This is a genomic window from Roseibium aggregatum (genome assembly GCF_017309185.1).
Lineage (GTDB): Bacteria > Pseudomonadota > Alphaproteobacteria > Rhizobiales > Stappiaceae > Roseibium > Roseibium aggregatum_B.
The window spans coordinates 211,877-234,912 of the sequence record NZ_JAEKJZ010000001.1 but is presented as its reverse complement, the minus strand read 5'-3'; the positions used below and the strand labels follow the sequence as shown (position 1 = coordinate 234,912).

General features: G+C 61.3%; 20 protein-coding genes and 1 tRNA gene. 6 read left to right on the top strand and 15 right to left on the bottom strand.

Annotation, left to right across the window (positions count from 1 at the left end; translation table 11 throughout):
• Positions 1-125 precede the first annotated feature (125 nt).
• The 3 genes from JF539_RS01120 to JF539_RS01110 form a co-directional block, all read right to left on the bottom strand.
• The gene (locus JF539_RS01120; RefSeq protein ID WP_207138318.1) at positions 126-782 is read right to left on the bottom strand and encodes a hypothetical protein; all 657 of its coding nucleotides are present in this window, start codon (positions 780-782) and stop codon (positions 126-128) included.
• A gap of 75 nt (positions 783-857) precedes the next feature.
• Entirely contained in the window at positions 858-1,961 is a 1,104-nt protein-coding gene (locus JF539_RS01115; RefSeq protein ID WP_207138316.1) for an anhydro-N-acetylmuramic acid kinase, read from the bottom strand.
• On the bottom strand, positions 1,961-3,313 hold the full coding sequence (locus tag JF539_RS01110; protein ID WP_207138314.1) for an aspartate aminotransferase family protein: 1,353 nt from the start codon (positions 3,311-3,313) through the stop codon (positions 1,961-1,963). The genes JF539_RS01115 and JF539_RS01110 overlap by 1 nt, the downstream gene beginning before the upstream one ends.
• 414 nt (positions 3,314-3,727) lie before the next feature.
• On the opposite strand from JF539_RS01110, the gene JF539_RS01105 reads away from it, so the two are divergent.
• Positions 3,728-4,297, top strand: a complete 570-nt coding sequence (locus tag JF539_RS01105; protein WP_207138312.1) for a VPLPA-CTERM sorting domain-containing protein — start codon at positions 3,728-3,730, stop codon at positions 4,295-4,297.
• Between the two features lie 349 nt (positions 4,298-4,646).
• Here the strand turns inward: JF539_RS01105 and JF539_RS01100 are convergent, their stop codons facing one another.
• On the bottom strand, positions 4,647-5,408 hold the full coding sequence (locus tag JF539_RS01100) for a sulfite exporter TauE/SafE family protein (RefSeq protein WP_207138309.1): 762 nt from the start codon (positions 5,406-5,408) through the stop codon (positions 4,647-4,649).
• Here JF539_RS01100 and JF539_RS01095 point away from each other — a divergent pair.
• Positions 5,374-6,351, top strand: a complete 978-nt coding sequence (locus tag JF539_RS01095; RefSeq protein WP_207138307.1) for a LysR family transcriptional regulator — start codon at positions 5,374-5,376, stop codon at positions 6,349-6,351. The genes JF539_RS01100 and JF539_RS01095 overlap by 35 nt on opposite strands.
• Positions 6,352-6,397: 46 nt before the next feature.
• On the opposite strand, the gene JF539_RS01090 is transcribed toward JF539_RS01095, so the two are convergent.
• From JF539_RS01090 to JF539_RS01045, 10 genes are all read right to left on the bottom strand, one after another.
• Positions 6,398-7,048: an ATP-binding cassette domain-containing protein gene (locus JF539_RS01090; RefSeq protein ID WP_207138305.1), complete on the bottom strand. Its 651-nt coding sequence runs from the start codon at positions 7,046-7,048 to the stop codon at positions 6,398-6,400.
• Positions 7,045-7,797, bottom strand: coding sequence for an ABC transporter permease (locus JF539_RS01085; RefSeq protein ID WP_207138298.1), 753 nt, complete (start codon positions 7,795-7,797; stop codon positions 7,045-7,047). The genes JF539_RS01090 and JF539_RS01085 overlap by 4 nt, the downstream gene beginning before the upstream one ends.
• Positions 7,794-8,777, bottom strand: a complete 984-nt coding sequence (locus JF539_RS01080) for an ABC transporter substrate-binding protein (RefSeq protein WP_207138296.1) — start codon at positions 8,775-8,777, stop codon at positions 7,794-7,796. Before JF539_RS01080 ends, JF539_RS01085 begins: the two co-directional genes overlap by 4 nt.
• Positions 8,770-9,795 (bottom strand): class I SAM-dependent methyltransferase, encoded by a 1,026-nt coding sequence (locus JF539_RS01075; protein ID WP_209016949.1) that lies wholly within the window; start codon positions 9,793-9,795, stop codon positions 8,770-8,772. The genes JF539_RS01080 and JF539_RS01075 overlap by 8 nt, the downstream gene beginning before the upstream one ends.
• A gap of 4 nt (positions 9,796-9,799) precedes the next feature.
• Positions 9,800-11,887: a TonB-dependent receptor gene (locus JF539_RS01070; protein WP_207138294.1), complete on the bottom strand. Its 2,088-nt coding sequence runs from the start codon at positions 11,885-11,887 to the stop codon at positions 9,800-9,802.
• 70 nt (positions 11,888-11,957) lie between these two features.
• Entirely contained in the window at positions 11,958-12,893 is a 936-nt protein-coding gene (locus tag JF539_RS27955; protein ID WP_207138292.1) for an AraC family transcriptional regulator, read from the bottom strand.
• A 407-nt stretch (positions 12,894-13,300) separates the two neighbouring features.
• A tRNA-Arg gene (locus JF539_RS01060) sits at positions 13,301-13,377 on the bottom strand.
• Positions 13,378-13,779: 402 nt separating this feature from the next.
• Positions 13,780-15,252, bottom strand: coding sequence for a sensor histidine kinase (locus JF539_RS01055; protein ID WP_207138289.1), 1,473 nt, complete (start codon positions 15,250-15,252; stop codon positions 13,780-13,782).
• A gap of 46 nt (positions 15,253-15,298) precedes the next feature.
• Complete coding sequence (locus tag JF539_RS01050; protein WP_207138288.1) at positions 15,299-16,729, bottom strand: dihydrolipoyl dehydrogenase family protein; 1,431 nt, start codon at positions 16,727-16,729, stop codon at positions 15,299-15,301.
• Between the two features lie 48 nt (positions 16,730-16,777).
• Positions 16,778-17,563: a TVP38/TMEM64 family protein gene (locus JF539_RS01045; protein WP_209016948.1), complete on the bottom strand. Its 786-nt coding sequence runs from the start codon at positions 17,561-17,563 to the stop codon at positions 16,778-16,780.
• 359 nt (positions 17,564-17,922) lie between these two features.
• On the opposite strand from JF539_RS01045, the gene rpmH reads away from it, so the two are divergent.
• The 4 genes from rpmH to JF539_RS01025 all read left to right on the top strand — a co-directional run bounded on the left by rpmH (position 17,923) and on the right by JF539_RS01025 (position 21,200).
• Entirely contained in the window at positions 17,923-18,057 is a 135-nt protein-coding gene (gene rpmH, locus JF539_RS01040) for a 50S ribosomal protein L34 (RefSeq protein ID WP_006934271.1), read from the top strand.
• A gap of 59 nt (positions 18,058-18,116) precedes the next feature.
• On the top strand, positions 18,117-18,518 hold the full coding sequence (gene rnpA, locus JF539_RS01035) for a ribonuclease P protein component (protein ID WP_207138284.1): 402 nt from the start codon (positions 18,117-18,119) through the stop codon (positions 18,516-18,518).
• A gap of 9 nt (positions 18,519-18,527) precedes the next feature.
• Positions 18,528-20,351: a membrane protein insertase YidC gene (gene yidC, locus JF539_RS01030; RefSeq protein WP_207140753.1), complete on the top strand. Its 1,824-nt coding sequence runs from the start codon at positions 18,528-18,530 to the stop codon at positions 20,349-20,351.
• A 201-nt stretch (positions 20,352-20,552) separates the two neighbouring features.
• Entirely contained in the window at positions 20,553-21,200 is a 648-nt protein-coding gene (locus JF539_RS01025) for a CatB-related O-acetyltransferase (protein WP_207138282.1), read from the top strand.
• A 59-nt stretch (positions 21,201-21,259) separates the two neighbouring features.
• Here the strand turns inward: JF539_RS01025 and JF539_RS01020 are convergent, their stop codons facing one another.
• Positions 21,260-22,414, bottom strand: coding sequence for a hypothetical protein (locus JF539_RS01020; RefSeq protein ID WP_207138280.1), 1,155 nt, complete (start codon positions 22,412-22,414; stop codon positions 21,260-21,262).
• Positions 22,415-23,036: the final 622 nt, after the last annotated feature.

Sequence of the window (23,036 nt, the reverse complement as noted above, 5' to 3'; positions counted from 1 at the left end):
TAGCCGGTGGAAGACCTTTAGGCAAGAGAGGCCGGTTCGCATTGCCGGAAGGGAACGTTTGTCTGGCATCGGAAATCGTGCGGGACATTGGCTCGTCGACTTCGTTGCAGGTGCAGGAAATCCTTCTAGGAGCCGGCTCTGTAGATGAGATCGGCATGGCCTCCGAAGGTCTTGAAATAGGGAACAGAGTATTTGCGCCGTAGCGTCTCTCCATAAGCTGCGAGAGCTGAATTGCCTTTCGATCTTAGGAGCCCGCGTTCGGCCACCAGGCTGCCCGGCGTATCGACCAGAACGGCGACATCCAGCTCCGTTCTTATGGCCGGATGCAACAGGTAGATACAGTCGCAGAATAGCATCGACGGACCGGCTTCGGCCAAGGTTACTTGGTACGTGTCGTCAAGTTCGCCTGTCTTTTTGTTCCAGGCCCGGTGACTTGTGTGAACGCGGCAGGACCGCAGATCGCGGATTGCCGCGATAATATCCGTGAATGAGTACCAGTTCCTGGGATTTTCCGTCAGCTCAATCCGATCCCGGTTTCCCTCCGCCTTGGCTTCCCTGATCCGGGCTTGGCGTTCGGCGTGACTCAGAGACGAAAACCGGTCGCAGTCCAGGCGGACCGCATCGAAGGAACACGCTTCGACCAATTGATGGCACAGGGTCGTTTTTCCGGCTCCCGCGACACCGCACACGCCGACAACAAGCACCTCTGTGCCGCAAACCTTCGCTTCCAGGTGGCGCACCAGCTCTTCGGCCGAGCGAACGGCAGCGGTATTTGCTTGCATCTTCCCTCCGGCGAGAGCAGCCACGGACCTCACCGACGGACCGATCACGGACAGCATCCTGTTTCCGCTGACCATTCACGTTGGCATGGGCGCACAATCATTCGGCAAATAAAGCTTCCCCCCGACAACCGGGCGGCTTGCCCCGGTCGTTTCGGGAAAGGTCGTCGGCAGTCCTTCCATGAGCCGCGCGCCCAGAAACGCCATGGCCTGGGCTTCCAGGGCATCGCCGTCGATCCGATACGCGTCCGCGGAGACCACTTGTCCGGAGAGGCAAGCGTCGAGGGCTTCCATCAGGACCGGATTGAGACGTCCGCCGCCGCAGACCAGCCAAAGCTTCGGCACCTTCGGCAGAAGTGCTTCCGACGTGGCAATCGCGCGTGCCGTGAAGGCCAGAAGGGTCGCCGCGCCGTCTTCCAGACCGAGACCTTCGGCGAAACCTGCCGAGAAGCTGTAACGGTCGAGGGACTTCGGGCCGGGTTGCGTCAGGAACGGATGTCTCAAGGCTTCCCCGAGCCAGACCTCGTCCACCTTGCCCCGTGCGGCAATCGCGCCTCCCGCATCGAAATCGCCCGCGCCGTGGCGGCGGACCCAATCGTCCAGGAAGGCATTGCCGGGTCCAATGTCGAAGGCCATCAGATTGTCGCCGTCGATATAGGTCAGGTTGGAAACGCCGCCGATGTTCAGGAAACACAAGGGCTCGCGGTCCTCCCCGACGAGCGTTTTCGCCAGGGCCCGGTGATAGACCGGAACGAGCGGTGCGCCCTCGCCGCCGGCAGCCATATCCGCCAGGCGGACATCGCCAACCACCGGCAGAACCAACGCGTCGGCCAGACCCTGGGGATCGCCGAGCTGAACCGTCTCGCCGGCCTTCGGATCGTGCCAGACGGTCTGTCCGTGAAAGACGACCGCTTCGGGCTTCAGGCCGTGCTTTTCAAGAAACGCTGCGATGGCGTCTGCATGGTCTTGCGTCACCGCTTCGGCGATGGCCGGCCAGTCCTCCCGGCCCGTGCCCTTGTTCGCGGCGGCCGCCAGGACCCGGCGCTTCGTCTCGGGTCTGTAGGCCGCCGTTTCCGACGGGCCGAACCGGGACACGGTCCGGCCGTCGGTCAGAAGGCCCGCCAGGTCGATGCCGTCGGCGGAGGTTCCGCTGATCGTGCCGACAATCGACCGGGCTGTCATCACAGACTGTCCGCGACCGCTTTCAGGCTTTCCTCGGCGATGTCGAACATGTCGTTCACCTGGGCCTCGGCGATGATCAGCGGCGGGCAGAAAGCCATGGCATCGCCCATGTTGCGGGAGATGAGGCCTTTCTCGAGGAAGACCGCATTGGCCTTGCCGCCGATTGCTCCGGGCGTATCGCCAAAGCCTTCCCACGCAAGTTCCGCCGCCCCTATCAGACCGATGCCCCGGGTTTCGACGACAAGCGGATTTGCCGCAAGGCCGGCGAGACGCTTCTGGAAGGTCGGTGCGATTTCCTTCACGTGGCCGACCAGGTCGCGCTCCTCGATGATCTTCAGGTTTTCCAGCGCGACGGCGGCCGCGACGGGATGGCCGCTGCCGGTGTAGCCGTGGCCAAGCACGCCAATCTTGTGGGATTCATCGGCGATCGGCTGGTAGACCGTATCGTTGATCAGGAGTGCGGAAATCGGCTGGTAGGAAGAGGACAGCGCCTTGGAGAGCGTCATGATGTCCGGCTGCAGGTTATAGGTCTCGGTGCCGAACATGTTGCCGGTCCGTCCGAAGCCGCAGATGACCTCGTCGGCGACAAACAGGATGCCGTATTTCTTCAAGACCGGCTGCACAGCCTCCCAGTAGCCTTCCGGCGGCACGACGACCCCGCCCGCGCCCATGACCGGCTCGGCGAAGAACGCCGCGATGGTCTCGGGCCCTTCGGCCAGGATCAGGTCTTCCAGATCCTGGGCGCAGCGCCTGGCGAAGTCCGTCTCGCTCTCACCGTCCTTCTTCATGGTGCGGTAATGGGGCGAGGTGGTGTGCAGGACCTGCGGCAGGGGCAGGTCGAAGGAGCGGTGGTTGTTCGGCAGGCCGGTGAGGCTGGCCGAGGCGATCGTCACACCATGATAGCCACGCACGCGCGAGATGATCTTCTTGCGCTCCGGCTGGCCAAGCGCGTTGGACCGGTACCAGATCAGCTTGACCGCGGTGTCATTGGCCTCGGACCCCGAATTGGTGAAATAGGCCTTCGACATGGGCACCGGCGCCATCTCGATCAGTTTTTCGGCAAGCTCAACGGAAGGGCCGTGGGTCTTGTAAGTGAAGGTATGGTAATAGGGCAGTTTTTCCATCTGCCGCGTGGCGGCATCCACCAGACGCTTTTCGCCGAAGCCGACGGCAACGCTCCACAGACCGGCCATGCCCTCGATGTAGCGCTTGCCGCTGATGTCCTCGACATAGATCCCCTCGCCCTTTTCGATCACGAGCGAGCCGGCCTCCTCCTGACGGCGGGCATCGGCATAGGAATGAAGCTGAAAGGCAATATCGCGGGCTTCGAGAGAATTCGGCAGTTGCGCCATGAAGGGCCTCTTTTACGGAAACAGGAGCGTGGGACAACCGGCGGAAACCTCTCGGAGAAGGCGCCGGCGCGCTCCAAGCTAAACCCGCAACGCAGCAAGCACAATCGGGATTTTCAAGGAAACCGTTCGCGCCGGACTCCCCATGCGTCAACAAAGAAAAAACGCGCCTGGCCGGGCCCGTCGAAAACAATGACAGACCTTGGACGGTTCTCACCTCCCCAAAACACACCTGGCGGCGAACACTCGTCTTCGCGCTTGTTAAGGATGACCTAGATGTTTGGAAGATTCCTGTTTTTCGACGAACGTCATCATGTTAATATTTCGTTACGTAATGGGCGGATTTTGATGTTTCGAGATCTTTTTCAACCAAAATGTCCTTACGTTTGCGTGTTTAGAGTGTGAGGGGAGTGTGTCATGAGACTCCGTAATGTCGTACTCGCAGGTGCCGCTGCCGCCTTTGCGAGCTTTTCCGTGGAAGAGGCAGCCGCAGTTTCAGTGTCCGGTGTCATTTACGAAGGTGGCGGGCCGGGCATAATCGGGACCGCCCCCGCCCCTAACGATGTCCTCGGCGACTTCAGCACAGCGACCGGCAATCCGATCCTGACGCTCACGGGCGACACACAGCTGTACGGCGGCGTTCTGCATTCGAGCTCCACCACCTACATCGACGGCTGGTCGATGGATTTCGGCAGCGGGTACAACGTGGTGTTCAACTGGCAGGCGGCGGAAGGAACCCCGGTCGACGGCAACATCATAATCGGCGGTGTCGCAAACTTCTTCTCCGGTCTCGTCGGATCTCTCGATCTGGGTGTCCTGACGGGCCTTGTGACCTTCCAGATCAATCCGATCGACGGCCAGTACAGCCCGAAAGAAAATGTCTATTGGGACGTTCAGGCGACAGCCGTGCCGCTGCCGGCCGGAGGCGTGCTCCTGCTCGGCGCGCTTGGCGGTCTGGCCCTTTTCAGAAACCGGAAAGACGCCTGACTCTGATCGGCGCACGCCCGTTTCAGGGGGCGTAACAATCCGCCGGATCGGCTGAAACCCAAGAAAAACGCCGCCCGACCCGGGCGGCGTCAGGCCGTTGACAAACTTCACCGAGCCGATGCTTGAACGGTCCGGCGCCAAACTGACGTCTTCCGCGTCCCGCGTGCGCTTTTCAAACCCGCGTTTCGCGCAACTCGATGCCATGGAGTCTCAACAGCGACGGGGTGCGGCCACGGTGTTTTGTCCGCAATAACGCGCTGCCAATTCGCTTCCTAAACGCCTGATCTGCGGACGGCACGGGCTTTCGCTGCAACCGCAGCAATGCTCGCTGTCGCGATTGCTGCAAAGACTAGTTGCCGAAGGCCCGCAGGAAGTAAACCAGCGTCAGAACGAGACCAAAAACGATCACGGCGCCGCGCAGGTATCGCGCGTTTACGCGCTTCGCCAAACGGCCGCCGGCATAACCTCCGATTACGCTACCCACCATCATGGCAATGGCCTGAGGCCACGCGATCAGCCCACCAACCCCGAAGACCGCAACGCTCAAGAGCGTGAAGCTCGATGCCAGGAGGTTCTTGACGCTGTTGGCGACGTGAAAATCGGAGAACCCCATCAGCTGGGCGATTGCGAGCAGAATGATACCGAGACCGGCACCGAAATAACCGCCATAAATCGAGGAGACAAAAAGAGCCGAGTAAACGGCCAAATGACCGCCATTGTCTCCCGCGCTCCTGAGAAGCCAGGATCGCAAAGCGTCTCCAAATGCAAAGAGACCCGTTGCAAAAAGGATCAGAAAGGGAATGAGGGTGACAAAAACTGCCGGATCGGAGACGAGCAGCAGAACCGAGCCGGTGATCGCGCCAAGGCCCGAAACGAGCAAAAGGGGCAGCAGCTGTTTCCCGAGATCTTGCAGTTCTTCCCGATAGGCCGGCAATGCAGCCGCATTGGACGGCAGCAGGGCAAGGTAGTTCGTCGCATTCGCCACGACCGGCGGTAATCCCGCAGCCATCAGAGCCGGGAAGGTGAAAAGCGTAGCACCGCCGGCCACAGCATTCCACAAGCCCCCCAGAAGGCCAATGACGATCAGTACCCCTGCTTGCGTGGTGTCCATTCCTATTCCTCGGCAACTTGATTTACCGACGAGCGTAGGTCTGGAGTTGCTTCAGAAAAAACGAATTAATACGATGACTTCCATGAATAAAATCGAACGCCTTCCGATTGATCCCTCCCTGCTTCATACCTTCTCGACCATCGCGGAATGCGGGAACCTGACCGTAGCCGCGCAGCGTTTGGGGCGAACCCAATCCGCAATCAGCGTTCAACTGCGAAAGCTGGAAGAGAGCTTGGAGACATCCCTGTTCGTCCGAAGTGCTCGAGGCATGGCACTCACGTCAGCTGGAGAAGCTCTGTTATCGCGCGCCGTACCGATCCTTTCTGCCATCAGGGATGCCGCAGATCTTTTTCTTGAACCTCTGACGGGGACTATCCGCGTGGGGTTGCCGGATGATTTCGATGAGGGTGTGCTGGAGCGTATCTTGTCAGAGTTCTCACAAAGCCGTCCGGGCGTGCAGGTGTTGGCCCGCTCAGGCTGCACGTCAGGATATTCCAGGGCCATTCAAGCTGGAGATCTGGATGTTGCCGTGTGCTCAGGTCTGGATGATCCGGGGGGTGAGCCCCTGGGCAGCGAACCGATTGTCTGGGTTGCACGTGAGGGGTCAGTCTGGTCGCAAAACGCGCCAGTGCCTTTGGCTGTCCTCGACCGGTCCTGCTATTGGCAAGATTTGCCCGCCGACGTTCTCCGAAAGGCGGGACGAGACCATTGCATCGCCTTTCGAAGCGGCAGCTTCTCGAGTTTGAAAGCTGCTCTTCGATCCGGTCTCGCGGTCGGGCTGTTGCCTCAGTCATGCGTGAGTGAAGGTTTAACCATACTGACCAACGTGGATGGCTTCCCTGATCTTCCCGTATCCCATCGTTCCATACAGTTTTCCGCCCAAGCTCCGAAGACGTTGGCGAAAGCTATGGTTGAAGCGATAAAGTCGGCACGTGCCGCTTGAGTTCCAGCCACCAAATGGCCTTCGGCAAACCAGGTGCAATTCAAAGCTACGGGCCTGCAGACACATGCTCTCCTGACGACGCCTCAGGAGCGGAGCTTAGCGGAAGACAATTGCAGACCCCGGACTTGCCAAGAAGGCGCTGGGGATTGTGGCTCACTTCGACCAGTGCGAACGGATCTTTTTCGCGGTAGCGCCGGACAAGCTCCCGGGCATTGCGCCAATTGTCGTCATCAAGGCCGCTGGCCGCTTCGTCGAGCAAAAGCAAGTCGGGCACGATGACAAGCGCCCTGAGGAGCGCGGCCCGCTGCTGCTGTCCCTTGGACAAATCCCGGGCGGGAAGATGCCGGACCGCGTCCAGGCCCAGGAACAGCAGATCTTCCTCGAGACGTTGCTGCAAAGCCGGGTTCCGCCGCAGATCCGGCCTAACAAGCGCAAGGTTTGCAACAAGATCAAGATGCGGCACCAGGCGTATGTCCGAAAAGGCCACGCCGACACGCCGGGCGTGACGTTCGACCCGCCCGCCGGTCGGTGCGAGAAGACCAGCGATCAGCCGCAGCAAAGTCGTCTTGCCGCAGCCGCTCGCCCCGCTCACCCACCAGCTTTCGCCCTTCCCGAGGCTCCACGAAAAATCGTGCAGGACCGGTTGTGCCGCCCCGTCGAACCGCAAGGTGACATGAGCGGCCTCAAACAGCATCATGAGGACCTCCCTATCCGCAAGAGGAGATTAAATAGCCTCTCGATCCCTACGATGAGAGCGAGGATCAGAAGCACGAGCGCGAAGAGACGCTCGGTCTCCAGATAGGTCTGCGCGAGCAGGACCGTCTGTCCCAGGCCGTCGCTGCCGGCCAGTACCTCGGTCAACAGCGTGACCCGCAGGCTGGTGGCAATCGCAAGCCGCAAAGCCGGACGAAGGGCATGCCACAGGGCGGGAGAGTAGATCCGGGTCAGCCGGCGCCACAGCGGGATGCGGAAAACCTGCGCCATCTCGCCAAGCGAACGATCCAACCCTCGGACTCCGTCGAGCAGCGCCAGATAAAACAGCGGCACCAGCATGACGGTGACGGCGCAGATGACGAGCCGGTTGCCACCGTTGAGCCAGAGGATCAGCAGAACGATCAGGATCGAGGCCGGCAGCCCCAGGAGCAGGTGTTTCAGCGGCGCCAGCACCGCTTCGACCGTCTGGCTGTATCCCGCCAGCGCACCGGCCGAGCAACCGATCGCCAGCGCCAGGCAAAGCCCTGAGACCGCGCGGGTCAGGCTGGGCAACACCACATCCAGCAGGAACGATCCGGAAAAGAGAAGGTCAACCAGCGCCCCAAGTGTCGCCGAAGGTCTCGGCAGGATGACCGGATGCAACACGGTGGAGAGATACTGCCAGACAAGCAGGAGAGCGCCGACGCCAAGGCCATTACACAAGCGTTGGCGAAGCACTGGGCGCACTGTCATTCAGCCGGGTTTCCATAGAAGTCCGCATCGGGCATCACTCCGCCGACAGCCTCTGGCGACACCGATGCGATCGCCTTCAGGAACCCTTCGAGCGCGCTCCTGTTGCCCGGCATGGGCAGGAGACGGGGGCGGATCTCCACAAAGCCTGCGACCGCGGCCGCCCGCGGCAACTCGGCAAACTGCCCGGACAGAAGCTCCGCCGGGCGCGTCTTCGAGACGGCCAGCGCCTCAAAGGCCTGACGATGCGCGTCCCTGACCAGATGGAACTGCGTCTTGTCCGCCGCCAGCACCGGATTGGCCAAAAGCGCACCGGCAACCGGACAGTGCGAGAGCCCGGTCTCCGCCTTCCACAAGACACAGGTGTCTGCAATCACGTGCAGATCCGGGGCCTTGCCCGTGACCATCGTTGCCAATGGCTCCACCAGCAGCGCCGCGCCTGCCTTGCCGGCGATCAGCATCTGCATGGACGCCATGTAGTTGCCGGTGTAGAGCGGACGAAAGGACGGTGTGTCGCCGGAATCGAGCCGTTTCAAAAGCAGGTCGGGAAAGTTTCCCTTGAAAGGCAGGGCCAGCGTTGTCCCTTGCAGGTCCGAGAGGCGTTCAAGTGACGCGCCCTTGCCGATCAGCTTGACACTGCCGTCGGTGATTTCGCCGGCCACCAGCGCGAAGGGAATATTGCGCGCGTGCAGCACTGCCGCCATCAGGCTCGGAGCGACGGCCAGGACGGGCTTGTCGCCCATGAGCAGCTGTCGCAGCTCCGCCGGCGACTTCCACGCCTGAAAGGTAAACACAATGCCTTTGTCCTTCAGCGGCTGGTCGGCAACGAGGGCCAGGAGTGGTGCCGTTTCCCAGACCGGGGGGCCGGAGAGCAGCACGTGTTGTTCAACGACGGTTGACCGGTTACTTGCGGCAATGGAGACCGAGGCAGCGGCGCAGAAGCACAGCAAACCAGCGAGACCTGTAAGAACAAATCTAGTCATGGGGGTCTTTCCTGCGGCCTGTTTCGAATTGAAACCGGCCAAATGGGGTAGCGATTTCACGGGAGTTGATCCGCGTCAGGCCTGCTTTTTCCATGGCCGCGGCGATCTCGCCCCGCTGGAAGGAGACGTCTCCATGGCGCAGGGCGGCGGTCATTCGGCCAAGGACATGCTCTGACGGCTGACTGCGCCCGGCCTCTAGTGCCTCGTGTAAACTGACGAATAGACCGCCCGGCGCCAACGAGTTCGCCAGCCGCGCGAGGAGACGGTCGAGGCTCTCGTTTCGAAAATACAGCGTCAAAGAGCACAGGATGAGGTCGAAGGGGCCCGTCGGCAACGTCTCGTTGTAGTTGCCCGGGACAACGTCGATCCGGGTCTCGTCCTTCGGCAGGGCAGCCTTGAGGCGCTCGGCCACCGGCGGCAGATCGAAGAGGGTGACGTGTTTCTCCGGATCGGCGCGTATCAGCCGGCTTGCGAGGACCGTCGAGCCGGCGCCGACGTCCAGGACCCGCTTGACATGCGTCCATTCAGGCAATTGGACAAGGGCGGTCTCCATAACGTCGCCGAACACGCCTTTATGGAACGAACTCAGCGAATTGTAGGTGCGATCCCAATGCGCCGCATCGAACAGGGGCGGACGGGGCGCGGCACCGTCCTGCTGCGGTCGCAGGAGTACGTAGAGGTCGGACAGTCCGGCGTGGCGCAGCGACGCCATCGCCCGCAGGTTCACCACAAGACTGCGCGTGCCGTGCGTCGTGACGAACGAGGCAAGCGCGGGCGGCGTGCGAAAACCGTCTTGTTGCTGATCGAGAAAGCCGGCGGCGGCCAGCGCCCGGAGCGCAATCAGCAGCTTCTTTGGATCGCCCCCCGTTTCTTCGGCCAAGGCATCCGCCTGCGCCGTTTCCTCGCACAGATCGAAGATCCGTTCCTCGAACGCCCAATCCAGCAGAGCAAAGCGAATCGGCCCTTCAAGCGTGCGATAGAGCAGCGTTGCGGCATCCGTTTCTTCAGGCGACATCATGCGCTTACCATGTTATCCGGTAGTTCAGACCGACGGTGATGGGCTGACCGTCTTCTACGACGGTTCCAAGCACGCTGCTGTTGGCCTTGGAATAGTAGGGCGTGTCGAACAGGTTCCTCGCCCAAAGGGTCACTTTGTTCCGGTTGAAAGCGTAGGAAATCTCGGCGTCGACAGTGGCGAAGGCGGATTGCTCGAGGCTGTTGGCCGGATCGAAATAATAGCTCCCGGTGCCATTGAGGCTGACCTTGCCGGACCAGCCGTTTTGTCCCTCGTAGGCAAGGCCCAGACTGTAGCTGACATTCGGCGCCAGCGGCAGGTCGTTTCCGGAATAGTCGGCCGCCACCAGCGTCGCGGTCGCGCTGTCGTAGACTGTCGTCTTCAGATCGCTCGCCGTTGCTTGCTGCAGGCCGGCCGCCGCACGTAGGCTCCAGCCCGCGCCGATACGCGCTCGAAGCTCCGCTTCGGCGCCATAGATATAGGCCTCCGCCGCATTGGAGATGCTCTGGGAAGCGCCGGGAATGGTTTGGGTGATCTGCTTGTCTTCGATATAGGTGTAGAAAGCTGCCAGGTTCAATTGCACCCGGTCTCCGGCAAGATCCATCTTCGTGCCGATTTCTCCGCTCCAGCTGTATTCCGGGTCGTAGACGAGACTGTCTGTGTCATTGGCAAAGCCATAGTTGTAGCCACCCGGCATGAAGCCACGGGCGACATTGGCATAAACCAGGGCGTTCTCGCTCAGATCGAAGGCGAGCGTCGCCTTGGGAAGGATAGCGAAGGTGCTCAGGGAACCATCATAAGTGCTCGTCCCCAGGGCCGAGACATAGCGCTGCGTCGCCTCGCTTTCCTGCCAGTCCAGCCGGGTGCCCGCACCGAACCTCAAGCGGTCCGTCAGGGCATATTCGGCAAAGCCGAAAAGCGCCGCGCCGTTCTGGTTAATCGCAGTCTGGCGTTCGGACGATTGCGTGTCGATGGCGAAGCCCGCGTCAGTGCTCTGATGAAAGGCATGAGCGCCCAAAGACCAGTTCAAGGGGCTTCCCGTCCCTTGATGATTGATAAGACGAAACTCCTGCGAGATCATGCGGTCGCGCACATCCAGATGGCTCTGCCCCAAAGGCAGCAGGCTCGTATCGAAATCGAGATCGAAAGCCCGGTCGAAAGTGGTCGCGCCGGTAATGGAAGTGAGTTCGACCGCTTCGAATGCGTGACTTGCCTTCAAGGAGGTGACGGTGCTCGTACGTGCTTCCCATGCGTCGTCGTTATAGGAGTTCTCGAACCGGTCAGTCGCATAAAGGCCGTCGATGTAACGGAACTGACGCTTGTTCATGTCCTCTCTGTTGCCGACGCTGGTGAAGGTGACATTCGTGTCGGCGGAGGGATCGTAGGCCAGGCCGGCCGCCCAGGTCAGCCGCCGGTTCTCGCCGCCGTCATCCGCTCCCGAAACCGGATCCCGCATCACTCCCGGAGAGTTTTCGAAATCGAGCCCGAGGGTCAGCGCGAGGGTATCGGAAATAGTGTCAGAAAACAGAACATTGCCGTTGAGCCCTATGGGCGTGGCAGCGCCGGCGGAGGCGGACGTGCCGATACCGGCCCGCCACCCGCCCAGCGACCCGGGAGCGATCGTCTCAACCGAGACGAGACCGGCTTCGGAATTGCGGCCGTAAAGGGTGCCCTGCGGTCCCTTCAGCAAGGTCACCTGATCGATCGCGAAGAGCGCAGGCATCTGAATGGAGCCGAGCGGCAGCGAAACGCCGTTGACCGAATAGCCGACCGGATCGGCCAGCGCGTTGTCGAAGGCGGTGACACCGCGAACCACAAGCCTTTCGTCCGCGTTCGATTTCTGGAAGACCACATTGGCGCTGTGGCGGGCGATCTCCGTTTGGTCGCTCGACGGGCCGGCCGGCAGGTCGTCGCTCGTCAGGGTCGTCGCGCTGGCCGTCGCTTTCTGAGACTGCTCTTTCCAGAGATTGGGCGAAATCACGATGACCTCGAGAACGGTCTCGGTCTCATCGGCGCGCGCCACATTCGGCAGAGCGGCCAACAGGGGCAAGAGCGCGGCGGAGCCAAGAAGGGTTGGATAAGCGAGGCGTGGCATAACGATCTCCTTTGCGAGGCGTCGTGCCATCTCCTTCCGTGTCCGACTTATACCTGAGTAAAAATCTCTTCTATTTGCCGAAACCCAGACGCAATTGTTCGCGATAGGCGCTGGCGGAAAATCCGAAGCGCTTGCGGAAGGCAGTGCTCAAATGGCTGGGACTGGAAAAGCCACAGTCATAGGCAATCGTCGTCAGAGACGCATTTCCGGTCGCGATCCGGGTTCGGGCCGCCTCCAGCCGCAGTTCGCGCAGACACTCGAAAACCGTCTGCCCCGTCTCGTCGTGAAAAACCCGATTGAGGGTTGCGTGGTTGGTTCCGAACAGGGTCGCCAGCTCGCTCAGGCTCACCGTCTCACCCAGCCGTTCGCCGAGCACCGCCTTGACCCGTTCGACCAGAATGTCCGGTCCATAGGATCTGGAACGGGTCAACGGATCCGGCCGGGACAGCAGCTCTTCCAGCACATGGCCGATCAATGTCAGGCATTGGCCGTGTTTGCGCACCAGTGTCGCCGGTCCTTCCCGTCCATCGAACAGCTGCGAGAATGTCCTGTGTTCAGGCAGCGGCAGTTGCAGACGCACAAAGGTCTTGCTGTCATCGAATGCCGCCATGACACAGTCCCGCAGCTCAGACTCCAGGGCATCGATGTCAAAGGCAATCACCAGATTGGAACAGCCAATACCCTTGTCGACCCGGCGATGCATGATCTTTCCCCGCGGGCGGATCGCCCAGGCTTCGCTCTTGGAGATGACATGCTTCTCACCGCTGCCCGCATCCGTCAGCCGCATGGAACCGGAGAGGTTGATGGTCAGCAACACCTGATCGGCCCGCCGCAGGATGTCGGCAACATGCTCGGCATCGGCCGAAAACTGACTTCGTGCCAGAGTAATACCCGGGGCAATCTTCAAAATGTCGATGCGAGTGCCTTCAGGCTGGTCCGGCAGCCGCACGAATGTGGCCTTGCCACAGGTACTGGGTTGAAAATCCAGAGGCTCAATACGTGCCACAGGGAAGCTCCGATATCTTGAGTATTAAACTCATATATAAATCAAGAAAATCAGAATTCGCAAATCCCTTCCCTCCCGCGGGATGGAAGGTTCAAGTCGCGGCACTGGAAACGCGGTCGCTTGATCACACTTTCATATCAATATGTTAACCGGAACGGATTTGGAGCCTGACATGTTTGCGTCGCGAATGAGGAATCGACTGCGCCGCTCGATACGCCCTGTTTCGAATGCACTTGGCAGCCCACCGGCCTCTTTGAGGCGGAGTACAACGGCACCGGGCAAATGGCCCATTTGCGAAACTTGCGAAACCTGAAAGGCTGGCTCGCCGATGGCTGCCGGCGGCTACAGAACTGAACCCGTTTCTGGAAACGGTGTGGGTCGCTGTTTTTCTTTGGACATTTGGGAAATGGCGCACCGGGGAGGATTCGAACCCCCGACCCCCAGATTCGTAGTCTGGTGCTCTATCCAGCTGAGCTACCGGTGCTTATAGAGGCGAAGATCTGGCTGCCGGGACTTGATCCTTCGGCTGCCGGTCTTGGCGCTGCGGAGCGGGTATGTGCGCTCCGGACAGGGCGCTTACCTACTGCGGACCGGCGGGGAATGCAAGGGACTTTTTGAAGTTTTTTTCAAGGAACTGTCACATATCTCGACGAGCCGCGGATTTCCGTAAAAGCCAGTGGTTCCGGCATGGTCTGCAAACCGGCGGAAGCCTGATTTTTCCGGCTTTCGCTGTTGCGGGCCAGAAGCCTGTACGACGGCGAGGTTCACAGGCTTCCGGCAGGCGCCGCGGGGTCTTCATCCCAGGGGCGCCATTTGTGCTTCGTTTGGCCTGCGGCTCACGCCCCCCCCCAGACGGCGACGGGCCAAACGGCCGACGCGGGTGCGCTCAAGCGGTGCGGTCCGGCACCGTGAGGCAGAAACAGGTGCCAGGCTTGCTTTCATCCAGGCGAATGCCTCCGCCATGGGCTTTCAGCAGTTCGGCGACAATCGCCAGTCCGAGGCCGACGCCGCCATGCTTCGACCCGCTGTGAAAGGCCTTGAACAGGGCGCCCCTGATGTTGGCGGGTATTCCCGGGCCGGTGTCGCTGACGTCTATCGTGACGCATCCGCCCTCGCGGCTGGCCTCCACCGTGATCCGTCTGACCAGAGCGCCGTCCTTTTCCGCGTCGAGGGCCTGCAGGGCGTTGCGCACAAGATTGAGCAGGACACGGAAGATCTGTTCCGGATCGGCGTCGATCTCGACGGTGTCCGGTATCTTGTTGTCGAAACTGACGGTCTCGTGGTCGGCAAGGCCCAGTACGTCGGCAACGTCGTCCGCGACGCGGCGGAGGTTCAGGAGGCGGCGCTGGGGGGCGCGTTCCTGCGCCTTGCCGTAAGACATCACCGCCTGGGTATAACCGACAGCGCGGTCCAGCGTCGCCAGGATCTTCGGCGCCAGACGGTTGACGGTTGGATCGGGGACATGCTCCAGGCGCTCCAGGAAGAGCTGTGCCGAGGCCAGGAGATTGCGCAGGTCATGGTTGATCTTGGAGACCGCCAGGCCGAGATCGGCCAGCCGCTGCTTCTGCTGCAAGGCCCTGGAAAGCGCTTCTTCCATCGCCGCCAGACGGAGCTCCGCCTCGCCGAGTTCGTCGCGCCGGCCGGACGTCGTCACGATGCGCGAGGCGTCCTCCGGATTTTCCGCGAACCGGTCCATGGAACTGGTCAACCGGCGCAAGGGGCGGATGAAGAGCGCCCGGAGCGTGATATAAACCAGGCTCGCCGTGATGACGGAAATAACCAGCGACAGGGCGAGAATCCGGCCGGAAAACGCCAGCATGTCCGCCTGCAGGAGGCGCACCGGCAGCACTACGTCGACCCGTTCCGTGTGCCCCATCTGCCCGGCGCCGATCACCCGCATGACGCCATCGCCCCGATAGGTCAGGATCTCGAAGGTGCTGGCGATGGACGACCACGGCGTCACCTCCGCCATGTTGATGACGATATCCACCTCGCCCGGAACGTCGCTCATGGCGATCAGACTGCGGCGGGTGCCCTGGTCGAGGGAGATCGCGAGGGCGCCGGTGGTGCGCAGCAGTTCTTCCTGGAGACGCGGAGCGATCGTGCTGGTCTCGGCCAGCACGGAGGCGGCGACGCCGGCGGTCGTCAGCCGGTCCATCAGCCAGGTGTTGCGGTAGTTGGCAACCGACGGCACATAGATCAGGACTTCGGCCAGCATGACGAAAACGACGGTCAGCAGAAGCAGCTTGCCGGACAGTCCGCCCAACCGGTAGCCTATGGCCCGTTCGCCCGCTTCGGCCAGTCCGCCGCCTTCGACCGACGGGACGGCCGCCCCTTGCGGCGTGCCCTCATGCTTCATGTCGTCTCGTCCTGAATTCCCGAAAGCTCCACGGTGAGCCGGACCGTCAGCCGAATTTGCGCAGCAGACCGATTACGCTGCGTACCCAAACATTTTTCGGCGCTTCCGCATAGTATGAAATTGCTGCCCTGCGCACCAGCTCCCCGAAGGTCGGGTAAGGTGCGACAAAACCCGCAAGGTCCTTCATGGTCATGTTTTTCGACAAGGCCAGCGAAAGAAGGTTCAGGATCTCGCCGGCCTGCGCTCCGACGATGCTCGCTCCGAGAAGCCTGCCGCGCGGCCCGGCGATGAGTTTCAGGCGGCCAGCCGTCCGGCCTTCGGCGACCGCCCGATCGTTGCCGGCATACTCCGCCCGGAGCACCCTCGCCCGGTGGCCGTATTTTTCAACGGCCGCCCGTTCGCTCAAACCGATATGACCGATTTCAGGCGCGGTGTAGGTCACCCAGGGCACCATCGTCCCGTTCATCGCGACAGGCAGGCGGAACAGGATGGAACGGATGACGAGGCCGGCCTGATGGCCGGCCGCATGCGTGAGCTGAAGCCCGCCGATGACGTCGCCAATGGCATAAATCCTCCGGTTCGACGTACGCAGCCCCCTGTCGACCTTTATGCCCCTCGCGTCGAAGGCGACACCGGCCTCTTCAAGGCCCAGTCCTTCCACGTTCGGCGTCCGCCCGCACGCGGCAAGCAGATGGCTTGCGGTCAGCGTCGTCGTCTCGCCGGACCGGGACCGGATCGAGACCTCGATCCCCTCGCCGCTTTTCGCAACCCGCTCGACGGCGGTTTCCTCGAAAAGCTCAATCCCCTCCGCCTTCAGGTTCTGCACCAGGATCGCCGACAGCTCCGAATCGTCCCTGGAAAGCACCTTGCCGGCTTCGAGAACCACAACCTCCGCCCCGAGCCGCCGGTGGGCCTGCGCCAGCTCCAGACCGACGGGTCCGCCGCCGATGACCGCAAGGCGCTCGGGCGCCTGTCGCAAGCCGAACACGGTCTCGTTGGTCAGATAGGGAACGTCATCGAGGCCCGGCACGGGCGGAACGAAAGGCCGCGACCCGGTCGCCACGACGAAGCGGCGGGCCCTGATTTCCGTGGCGCCTGCCACAACCCTGTCAGGTCCGGCAAAGCGCGCCGTCTCGCGCAGAACCGTCACGCCGAGCCCTTCGAAGCGTTCCTGCGAATCGTGCGGTTCGATCGCGGCGATAACAGCGCGGATACGGTCGCTCACCGCGGCGAAGTCAACCCGCATGCCCTCGGACAGGACACCGAAGGCCGGCGCTCCCGCCGCGCCGGTGGCCGCCCTGGCGGCCGAAAGCAGCGCCTTTGAAGGCACGCAGCCGAAGTTGAGGCAATCGCCGCCCATCAGGCCCTTTTCAACGAGGACCACATCGACCCCGAAGGCGGCCGCAGCCGCGGCAACCGACAGGCCGCCGGAGCCGGCGCCGATCACGCAAATATCCGGGGTCAGCATTTCGGACAAGGTCGCAGGCTCCATGAAGGGACAGGAAAACGGAAACTCAAGGGCGGTTCATCTTGAGCGGATCTTTTTCAGGACGACCGGGATCAGGCTGACGATCCCGAGCGCGAAAAAGGCAATGAGAACTTGCGGCGTGACGAGCGCGGACACATCCACCTTGCAGGTTCCGGCCGCCGCGCATCCGGGGCTGGCGGTCTCCTGGGCCGCGATCACGCTGTCGAGCCCGGAGCCTATAAAGGCGAAGGCAAAGGTCCCGGGCACAATGCCGAGAAGGGTCGCCACCGTGTAGGTGGACAGCGGCACGCGGAAAACGGCGGGCGCGATATTGACCAGCCAGAAGGGAAAAACGGGCGTCAGCCTCAAGAACAGCAGATAGTTGAAGGCATCGTTGCGAAAGCCCTCTCCGAGCCGGTTGAGGAAGGGGCCGGCGCGTTTCGTCAGAACTTCGCCCAGAGAGGAGCGCGCGGCGAGGAAGACCGCGCAGGCACCCAGGGTCGCGCCGAACACGGTTACCGAACCGCCCGCGAACCAGCCGAACAGGAACCCGCCCGCGATCGTCAGCAGGGAGGCACCCGGGAAGGACAAGGCCACGGACAGGGCGTAGACGGCGAGGTAGACCAGAAGGGCGACGCCGATGTTCCGGTCGACGAAGACCGACAGTTCCTGACGGTGCATGATGAGGTTCGAAAGCGTCAGTTCCCTGTGAAGCCCAAGCGAGAACGCCAGCACCATGAGCAGGCCCAGCCCCGCCAGCGGAAGCCATTTTCCGAGCCGGCCGGTCTGGGAGCGGCGGGCCGTCGGCGCCCCGGAAGGGGCCCGCTTTTGCGGCTCGGTCATGATTGTGGCCTCTTCTCCCGGCATAGCTGTTCCCGATTGTGTAAAATCCGGCTAAATCGTGTCCGTCACATTAGCGTTGATACAAAAATGTATCTTAACGTTCATGAAAAGAAGCCGATTTCACCGATAAGTGACGGCAGAGCGCGCCGCGATCACCTGTGCGTGAGGCCGCCGGATGCGGAGTTTCTTTGGCTGATGGCGTTGACTTGAAGCGGCATGCCCCTTATAAGCGCGCCGATCGGGACATGCATTCGGACCCAAGGCCGATTGAGCTGCGCTTTTAACAGGCGCTTCGAGTGCTTCCTCCAAAGAATTTAAAGTGAACAAGGGCCGCGCAGTTAACCGCGTGGGGAAGAACAATGAAGCGTACGTATCAACCGAGCCGTCTCGTCCGCAAGCGCCGCCACGGCTTCCGCGCCCGCATGGCCACCAAGAATGGCCGTCAGGTGCTCGCACGCCGCCGCGCCAAGGGCCGCAAGAGCCTTAGCGCCTAATCGGCGAAAGCCCGCAGCGCGCCGGGTGTGCGGCGTCTGCCAGCACCCGATACGCTGCAATGGACACTCTCAAGAAGCGCTCCGAGTTCCTGGCGGTCGCCAAAGGCGGCCGGCTGGGTCGGCGCGCTTTTGTCGTTCAGGGCCTCAAGCGGGAAAGTGGCGAGGCGGCGCGCATGGGTTACACGGTCACCAAAAAGACCGGCAACTCGGTAATGCGCAGCCGGATCAAACGGCGGCTCAGGGCCGCGGTTGGCGCGCTTGCGCCCGAGGATATTCCGCCAAATGCGGATTTCGTGCTGATCGCACGCGACAGCGCGCTCACTCTTCCCTTCCAAAAACTTGTCACAGACCTTAAGTCTGGCCTGACGCAAGTGCTCGATCCGAAAACGCCACGCGGGAAACCGATTGCGCGCGGCCGGACTCGGCAGGCTCATCCGACATCGCGCAGGAAACAGGGGTAATTCCAGTTGATTTCTGAAAACCGAAACACGATTCTCGCAATCGTTCTGTCCCTGATCGTTCTGCTCGGCTGGCAGTATTTTGTCGCCGGACCGCAACTGGAGCGCCAACAGGCAGAGCTTCAGGCGCAGCAGGAAGACGCCGAGGCCGCCCGCCAGGCCGCCGGCGGCGCGAACCCGGATGCCCCCCGGCCTTCCACGGCTTCCGGCACATCCGCGCCCTCGCTCGCTGCGGGAGGCGCCGTCACCTTCGAAAGCCGCAAGCAGGCCGTGGCGGCAAGCGAGCGCGTTTCCATTGACACACCGCTTCTGTCCGGGTCGCTCAACCTCACCGGCGCACGGCTCGACGACCTGCGCCTCAAGGACTATCACGAGACCGTCGACAAGAGCAGCCCGACCATCGTTCTGTTCTCGCCGAAGGGAAGCCCGAACCCCTACTACACCGATTACGGGTGGGTCGCCGATCCCGGCACGGATGTGCCCCTTCCCGGGCCGGAGACCGTCTGGTCCGTGGACGGTGCGGAACAGCTGACCCCGGCAACACCCGTGACGCTTTCCTGGGACAACGGCGCGGGCTTTACCTTCAAACGCACCTATTCGGTTGACGAGAACTACATGTTCACCGTCGACCAGTCGGTCGAAAACGCCTCTTCCGAGGATGTGACGCTTTATCCCTACGGCCTGATCGCCCGGCGCGGCGTTCCCGAAACAACCGGCATCTGGATCCTGCATGAAGGTCTCCTCGGGGTCTTCGGCGAAGAAGGGCTTCAGGAGGTCGACTACTCCGACTTGGAAGAAGAAGGCAGCGTCCGCCCCGCGAAGGTCGACCAGGGCTGGCTCGGCATCACGGACAAGTACTGGGCCTCGACCCTGATCCCGGTTCCGGGTCAGCCGTTCCAGCCCGGCTTCAGCTACTCGGCGGCAAGCGGCAATTTCCAGGCCGACTATCTCGGCGACGGCGTCACGGTGGCGGCCGGCGCAACGGGCGAAACCAGTTCCTACCTCTTCGCCGGCGCGAAGCAGACCAAGCTCCTCGACGGGTACGAGGAAGCCCTCGGCATCCAGCAGTTCGAGCTCCTGATCGACTGGGGCTGGTTCTACTTCCTGACCAAGCCGATGTTCTTTGCCATCGACTACTTCTTTCACCTGTTCGGCAATTTCGGCGTCGCGATCCTGGTCGTAACGGTGATCGTCAAGCTGATCTTCTTCCCGCTGGCGAACAAGTCCTATGTCTCGATGAGCAAGATGAAGCTCGTGCAGCCGCAAATGACGGAGATCCGCGAGAAATACGCGGACGACCGGCAAAAGCAGCAGCAGGCGCTGATGGAGCTTTACAAGAAAGAGAAGATCAACCCGCTGGCCGGCTGTCTGCCGATCGTGATCCAGATCCCGGTGTTCTTCTCGCTCTACAAGGTTCTGTTCGTCACCATCGAGATGCGCCACGCACCCTTCTTCGGCTGGATCCAGGATCTGTCGGCGCCCGACCCGACCTCGCTGTTCAATCTGTTCGGCCTGATCCCCTGGGACCCGCCGCAGATGCTGATGCTTGGCGTCTGGCCGCTGATCATGGGCATCACCATGTTCATCCAGATGAAGATGAACCCGGCGCCGCCCGACCCCACCCAGCAGATGATCTTCACCTGGATGCCGGTCATCTTCACCTTCATGCTGGCCTCCTTCCCGGCCGGGCTGGTGATCTACTGGGCCTGGAACAACACGCTCTCGGTTACGCAGCAGTACATCATCATGCGCCGCCAGGGGGCCAAGGTGGAGCTCTGGGACAATCTCGGGGCGCTGTTCAAGCGAAAGAAACCGGCCCCGGACGACAAGAAATGATCGGGCTGACAAGTTCCAAATAAGCTGATACACACCAGGGCCTCGCCAATCCGGCGGGGCCCTTTTCATTCCAGGAGTTCATGGGCCGATGATCCGATAAAGCAAGACCTGAACCGCAAGGCGAAGCCGCTCACCGGCAGGTCGATCGCGTCAACGAATGCGCACCCTTCCCTTGTTTCTTGCTTGTTTACCGGAGGTCCCATGCACGGCCCGTCTCCCGATACGCTTCATCCGTTCAACGGCGAACCGCATACGGTTTTCCTGAAGAACGTCATCACCCGGCCGAATATAGAGGTCGGTGACTACACCTATTACAACGATCTCGATGACCCTTCGCAGTTCGAGGCACGCAACGTTCGCTATCAATTCGAACCGGTCGGCGACCGGCTGAGAATCGGGAGGTTCTGCGCCCTGGCGCAGGGTACGACCTTCATCATGAACGGCGCAAACCATGCCCTGACCGGGTTCTCGACCTATCCGTTTCACATTTTCGGAAACGGCTGGGAAGAAGGCTTCGAACCCGGAACGATTTTCGATCACCTGCGCGGCGATACAGTCGTCGGGCACGATGTCTGGTTCGGCACCAATTCCACCGTCCTTCCCGGCGTCACGGTCTGTTCGGGGGCCATTGTCGGCGCTCACGCGGTCGTTGCGTCGGACGTGCCGCCTTTCGCGGTCGTCGTCGGCAATCCGGCACGCGTGGTGCGGTTGCGGTTCGACGAGACAACCATCGAGCGCCTTCTTGAGATCGCCTGGTGGGACTGGCCTGCCGACCGGATTGCCCGGCATCTTTCCGCGATCCGCGGCGCGGATCTCGATGCGCTTGAGAAAGCCTGTCTCGACGAATAGGCTGCCGAAAACAAGACCGGTCCCGCGCCATCGGGGTAGCGGGACCGGCATATGTGTCATCAATTCCTGCGAAATCGGCCGAAAAAACCCTTCTTCTTGACGTTTGCATGAACGGCGGCAGGAGCTGCGGACGGCTTGGGAGGCGGTGGAGCCATCACCACATCTTTTTCCGGGTCCCATTGGACGGTCTGCTGGTAGTAGGGCTTGGCAACGTCAATACCGGCTCGCTCGAATATAACCAGAACGTTTTGTGTGAACTCGTGCCACCGCTCCGTCACCCTGGCCTGGTGCCGCCTGTCGGCGTCTGCGATATTCGCGGCCACCGGGTTTGCGTGTTTGGTGAAATTCATCGCCATTCTATGAGTGTTCAGCGCTGTTTTTTCTTCTGGAAACTCGGTCTGTTCCAATGCGATATAGAGAAGCTGCGCCCGATAGTAACCGAAACTCATCGCGCCCTTGCTGCCGGTGAACCTGCCGCTTGCCGATCGCTTCGGAATCATGCGAGGCGGTTCCATGCCGAAGCCGACGCCTCTCAGATCAGGATATTGCCGGACCATTTTGGGGACCGAGTGTCCGAAATGCAGAGAATGGCGCTTCTGATATCTGCGCAACACTTCGAGGACTTCATCCTTCGTCTTGTGATCCCGGCAATAGACGACCGCGGAGTCAGCGGCATCGAAGCCTGGCATGGAAACCTTCGCACTCTGGATACCGTCGATATCCCAGATTCTCGTGAGAATTTTAGCGAAGGCCTCGCCTCGCATGGACTGCCTGAGGTTGATGTAAACGCGGTCCGACACATGAATGTTCATCTTGATAAAATGAACGAAGCAGCCCTTCAGATCCCTATAGTCTTCACGCTTTTGAATTTCATCCAGGGTGTTTACACTTACGTCTTCCGATCCGAGCTGCAATCTGATATCCGGTCGAATTCTCATTTTAGACAAGTCCAGCTTCCCCGCCAGGTCTGCAAAAAACTTGTCAGTTACTTTTTCTATGTCGACCGAATATTTTCTTTTTTTGCGAACGGCATTGTATTGATTGTAGATCAGCTTAACGCCCTGGTTGGTGATCTCCGCGCGTCCATTGAGACCGCCAAGATGCATATGCGTCATCCCCTTGGCCAGGTGCTGGACCTTGCCGGCTTGCATGAGCATGTCCTTGTTGTTCCAAACCCAACGCATGAGCGCTGTAAGTTCCGGATGAAATGCCATTGTCCTGTCCACTCTGTTCGTTGACTGCGTCTGAACAGAAATTTAGGGACGCAACCGAACGAAACATGTGCCGAGCGTCACTGCGCGAAAAGGCGTAATACCACCCGCAACTAACAGGAACTCATCTGACCGAGTTTGGCACGTTCCAGCCCGCCGGACGGCGTTGCGCAGCTTGAACGGCCAACCAGGCCGTCCCGCGCAACGCGCCTTGCAGGCAAACCGGAACGTGCCATCAGATGGGTTTCTGTTAGTTGCGGTTGGTATAAGCCCGGCAGAACACGAGATGGGACGCAACCGGTTCCCCACAGTCCCGGGGTGTCCTTTTGCAAACCTTCGCCTGCGTCGTCACGGACGCAGCGAGGCGGAGATCCGGTATCTGCGCCCCAGGGTCAGGGATGCGGCGACGGATAAAAACCTGGTTTGTCGCTGTCGCCCGGCCAGAACGGCGGCCGATAGACACCGCCTGAAACCTTGTCGCGAATCCGATGCGAGAGTCTCCCCAGGGTACGCGCGCAGTGCCGTCCGTCACACGTCAGCCCCGGCAGATCCCATTACCTTCCCCATGACAGAAGCGGGCAACAAGGCCGTTCAGGATACGAACAGGTTTCACCGTTGGTCACCG

Coding starts and splice junctions, on each gene's coding strand:
- JF539_RS01120 (WP_207138318.1), bottom strand. CDS start 782: ATGCAAGCAAATACCGCTGCCGTTCGCTCGGCCGAAGAGCTGGTGCGC.
- JF539_RS01115 (WP_207138316.1), bottom strand. CDS start 1,961: ATGACAGCCCGGTCGATTGTCGGCACGATCAGCGGAACCTCCGCCGAC.
- JF539_RS01110 (WP_207138314.1), bottom strand. CDS start 3,313: ATGGCGCAACTGCCGAATTCTCTCGAAGCCCGCGATATTGCCTTTCAG.
- JF539_RS01105 (WP_207138312.1), top strand. CDS start 3,728: ATGAGACTCCGTAATGTCGTACTCGCAGGTGCCGCTGCCGCCTTTGCG.
- JF539_RS01095 (WP_207138307.1), top strand. CDS start 5,374: ATGACGATCAGTACCCCTGCTTGCGTGGTGTCCATTCCTATTCCTCGG.
- JF539_RS01100 (WP_207138309.1), bottom strand. CDS start 5,408: ATGGACACCACGCAAGCAGGGGTACTGATCGTCATTGGCCTTCTGGGG.
- JF539_RS01090 (WP_207138305.1), bottom strand. CDS start 7,048: ATGATGCTGTTTGAGGCCGCTCATGTCACCTTGCGGTTCGACGGGGCG.
- JF539_RS01085 (WP_207138298.1), bottom strand. CDS start 7,797: ATGACAGTGCGCCCAGTGCTTCGCCAACGCTTGTGTAATGGCCTTGGC.
- JF539_RS01080 (WP_207138296.1), bottom strand. CDS start 8,777: ATGACTAGATTTGTTCTTACAGGTCTCGCTGGTTTGCTGTGCTTCTGC.
- JF539_RS01075 (WP_209016949.1), bottom strand. CDS start 9,795: ATGATGTCGCCTGAAGAAACGGATGCCGCAACGCTGCTCTATCGCACG.
- JF539_RS01070 (WP_207138294.1), bottom strand. CDS start 11,887: ATGCCACGCCTCGCTTATCCAACCCTTCTTGGCTCCGCCGCGCTCTTG.
- JF539_RS01055 (WP_207138289.1), bottom strand. CDS start 15,252: ATGAAGCATGAGGGCACGCCGCAAGGGGCGGCCGTCCCGTCGGTCGAA.
- JF539_RS01045 (WP_209016948.1), bottom strand. CDS start 17,563: ATGACCGAGCCGCAAAAGCGGGCCCCTTCCGGGGCGCCGACGGCCCGC.
- rpmH (WP_006934271.1), top strand. CDS start 17,923: ATGAAGCGTACGTATCAACCGAGCCGTCTCGTCCGCAAGCGCCGCCAC.
- rnpA (WP_207138284.1), top strand. CDS start 18,117: ATGGACACTCTCAAGAAGCGCTCCGAGTTCCTGGCGGTCGCCAAAGGC.
- JF539_RS01025 (WP_207138282.1), top strand. CDS start 20,553: ATGCACGGCCCGTCTCCCGATACGCTTCATCCGTTCAACGGCGAACCG.
- JF539_RS01020 (WP_207138280.1), bottom strand. CDS start 22,414: ATGGCATTTCATCCGGAACTTACAGCGCTCATGCGTTGGGTTTGGAAC.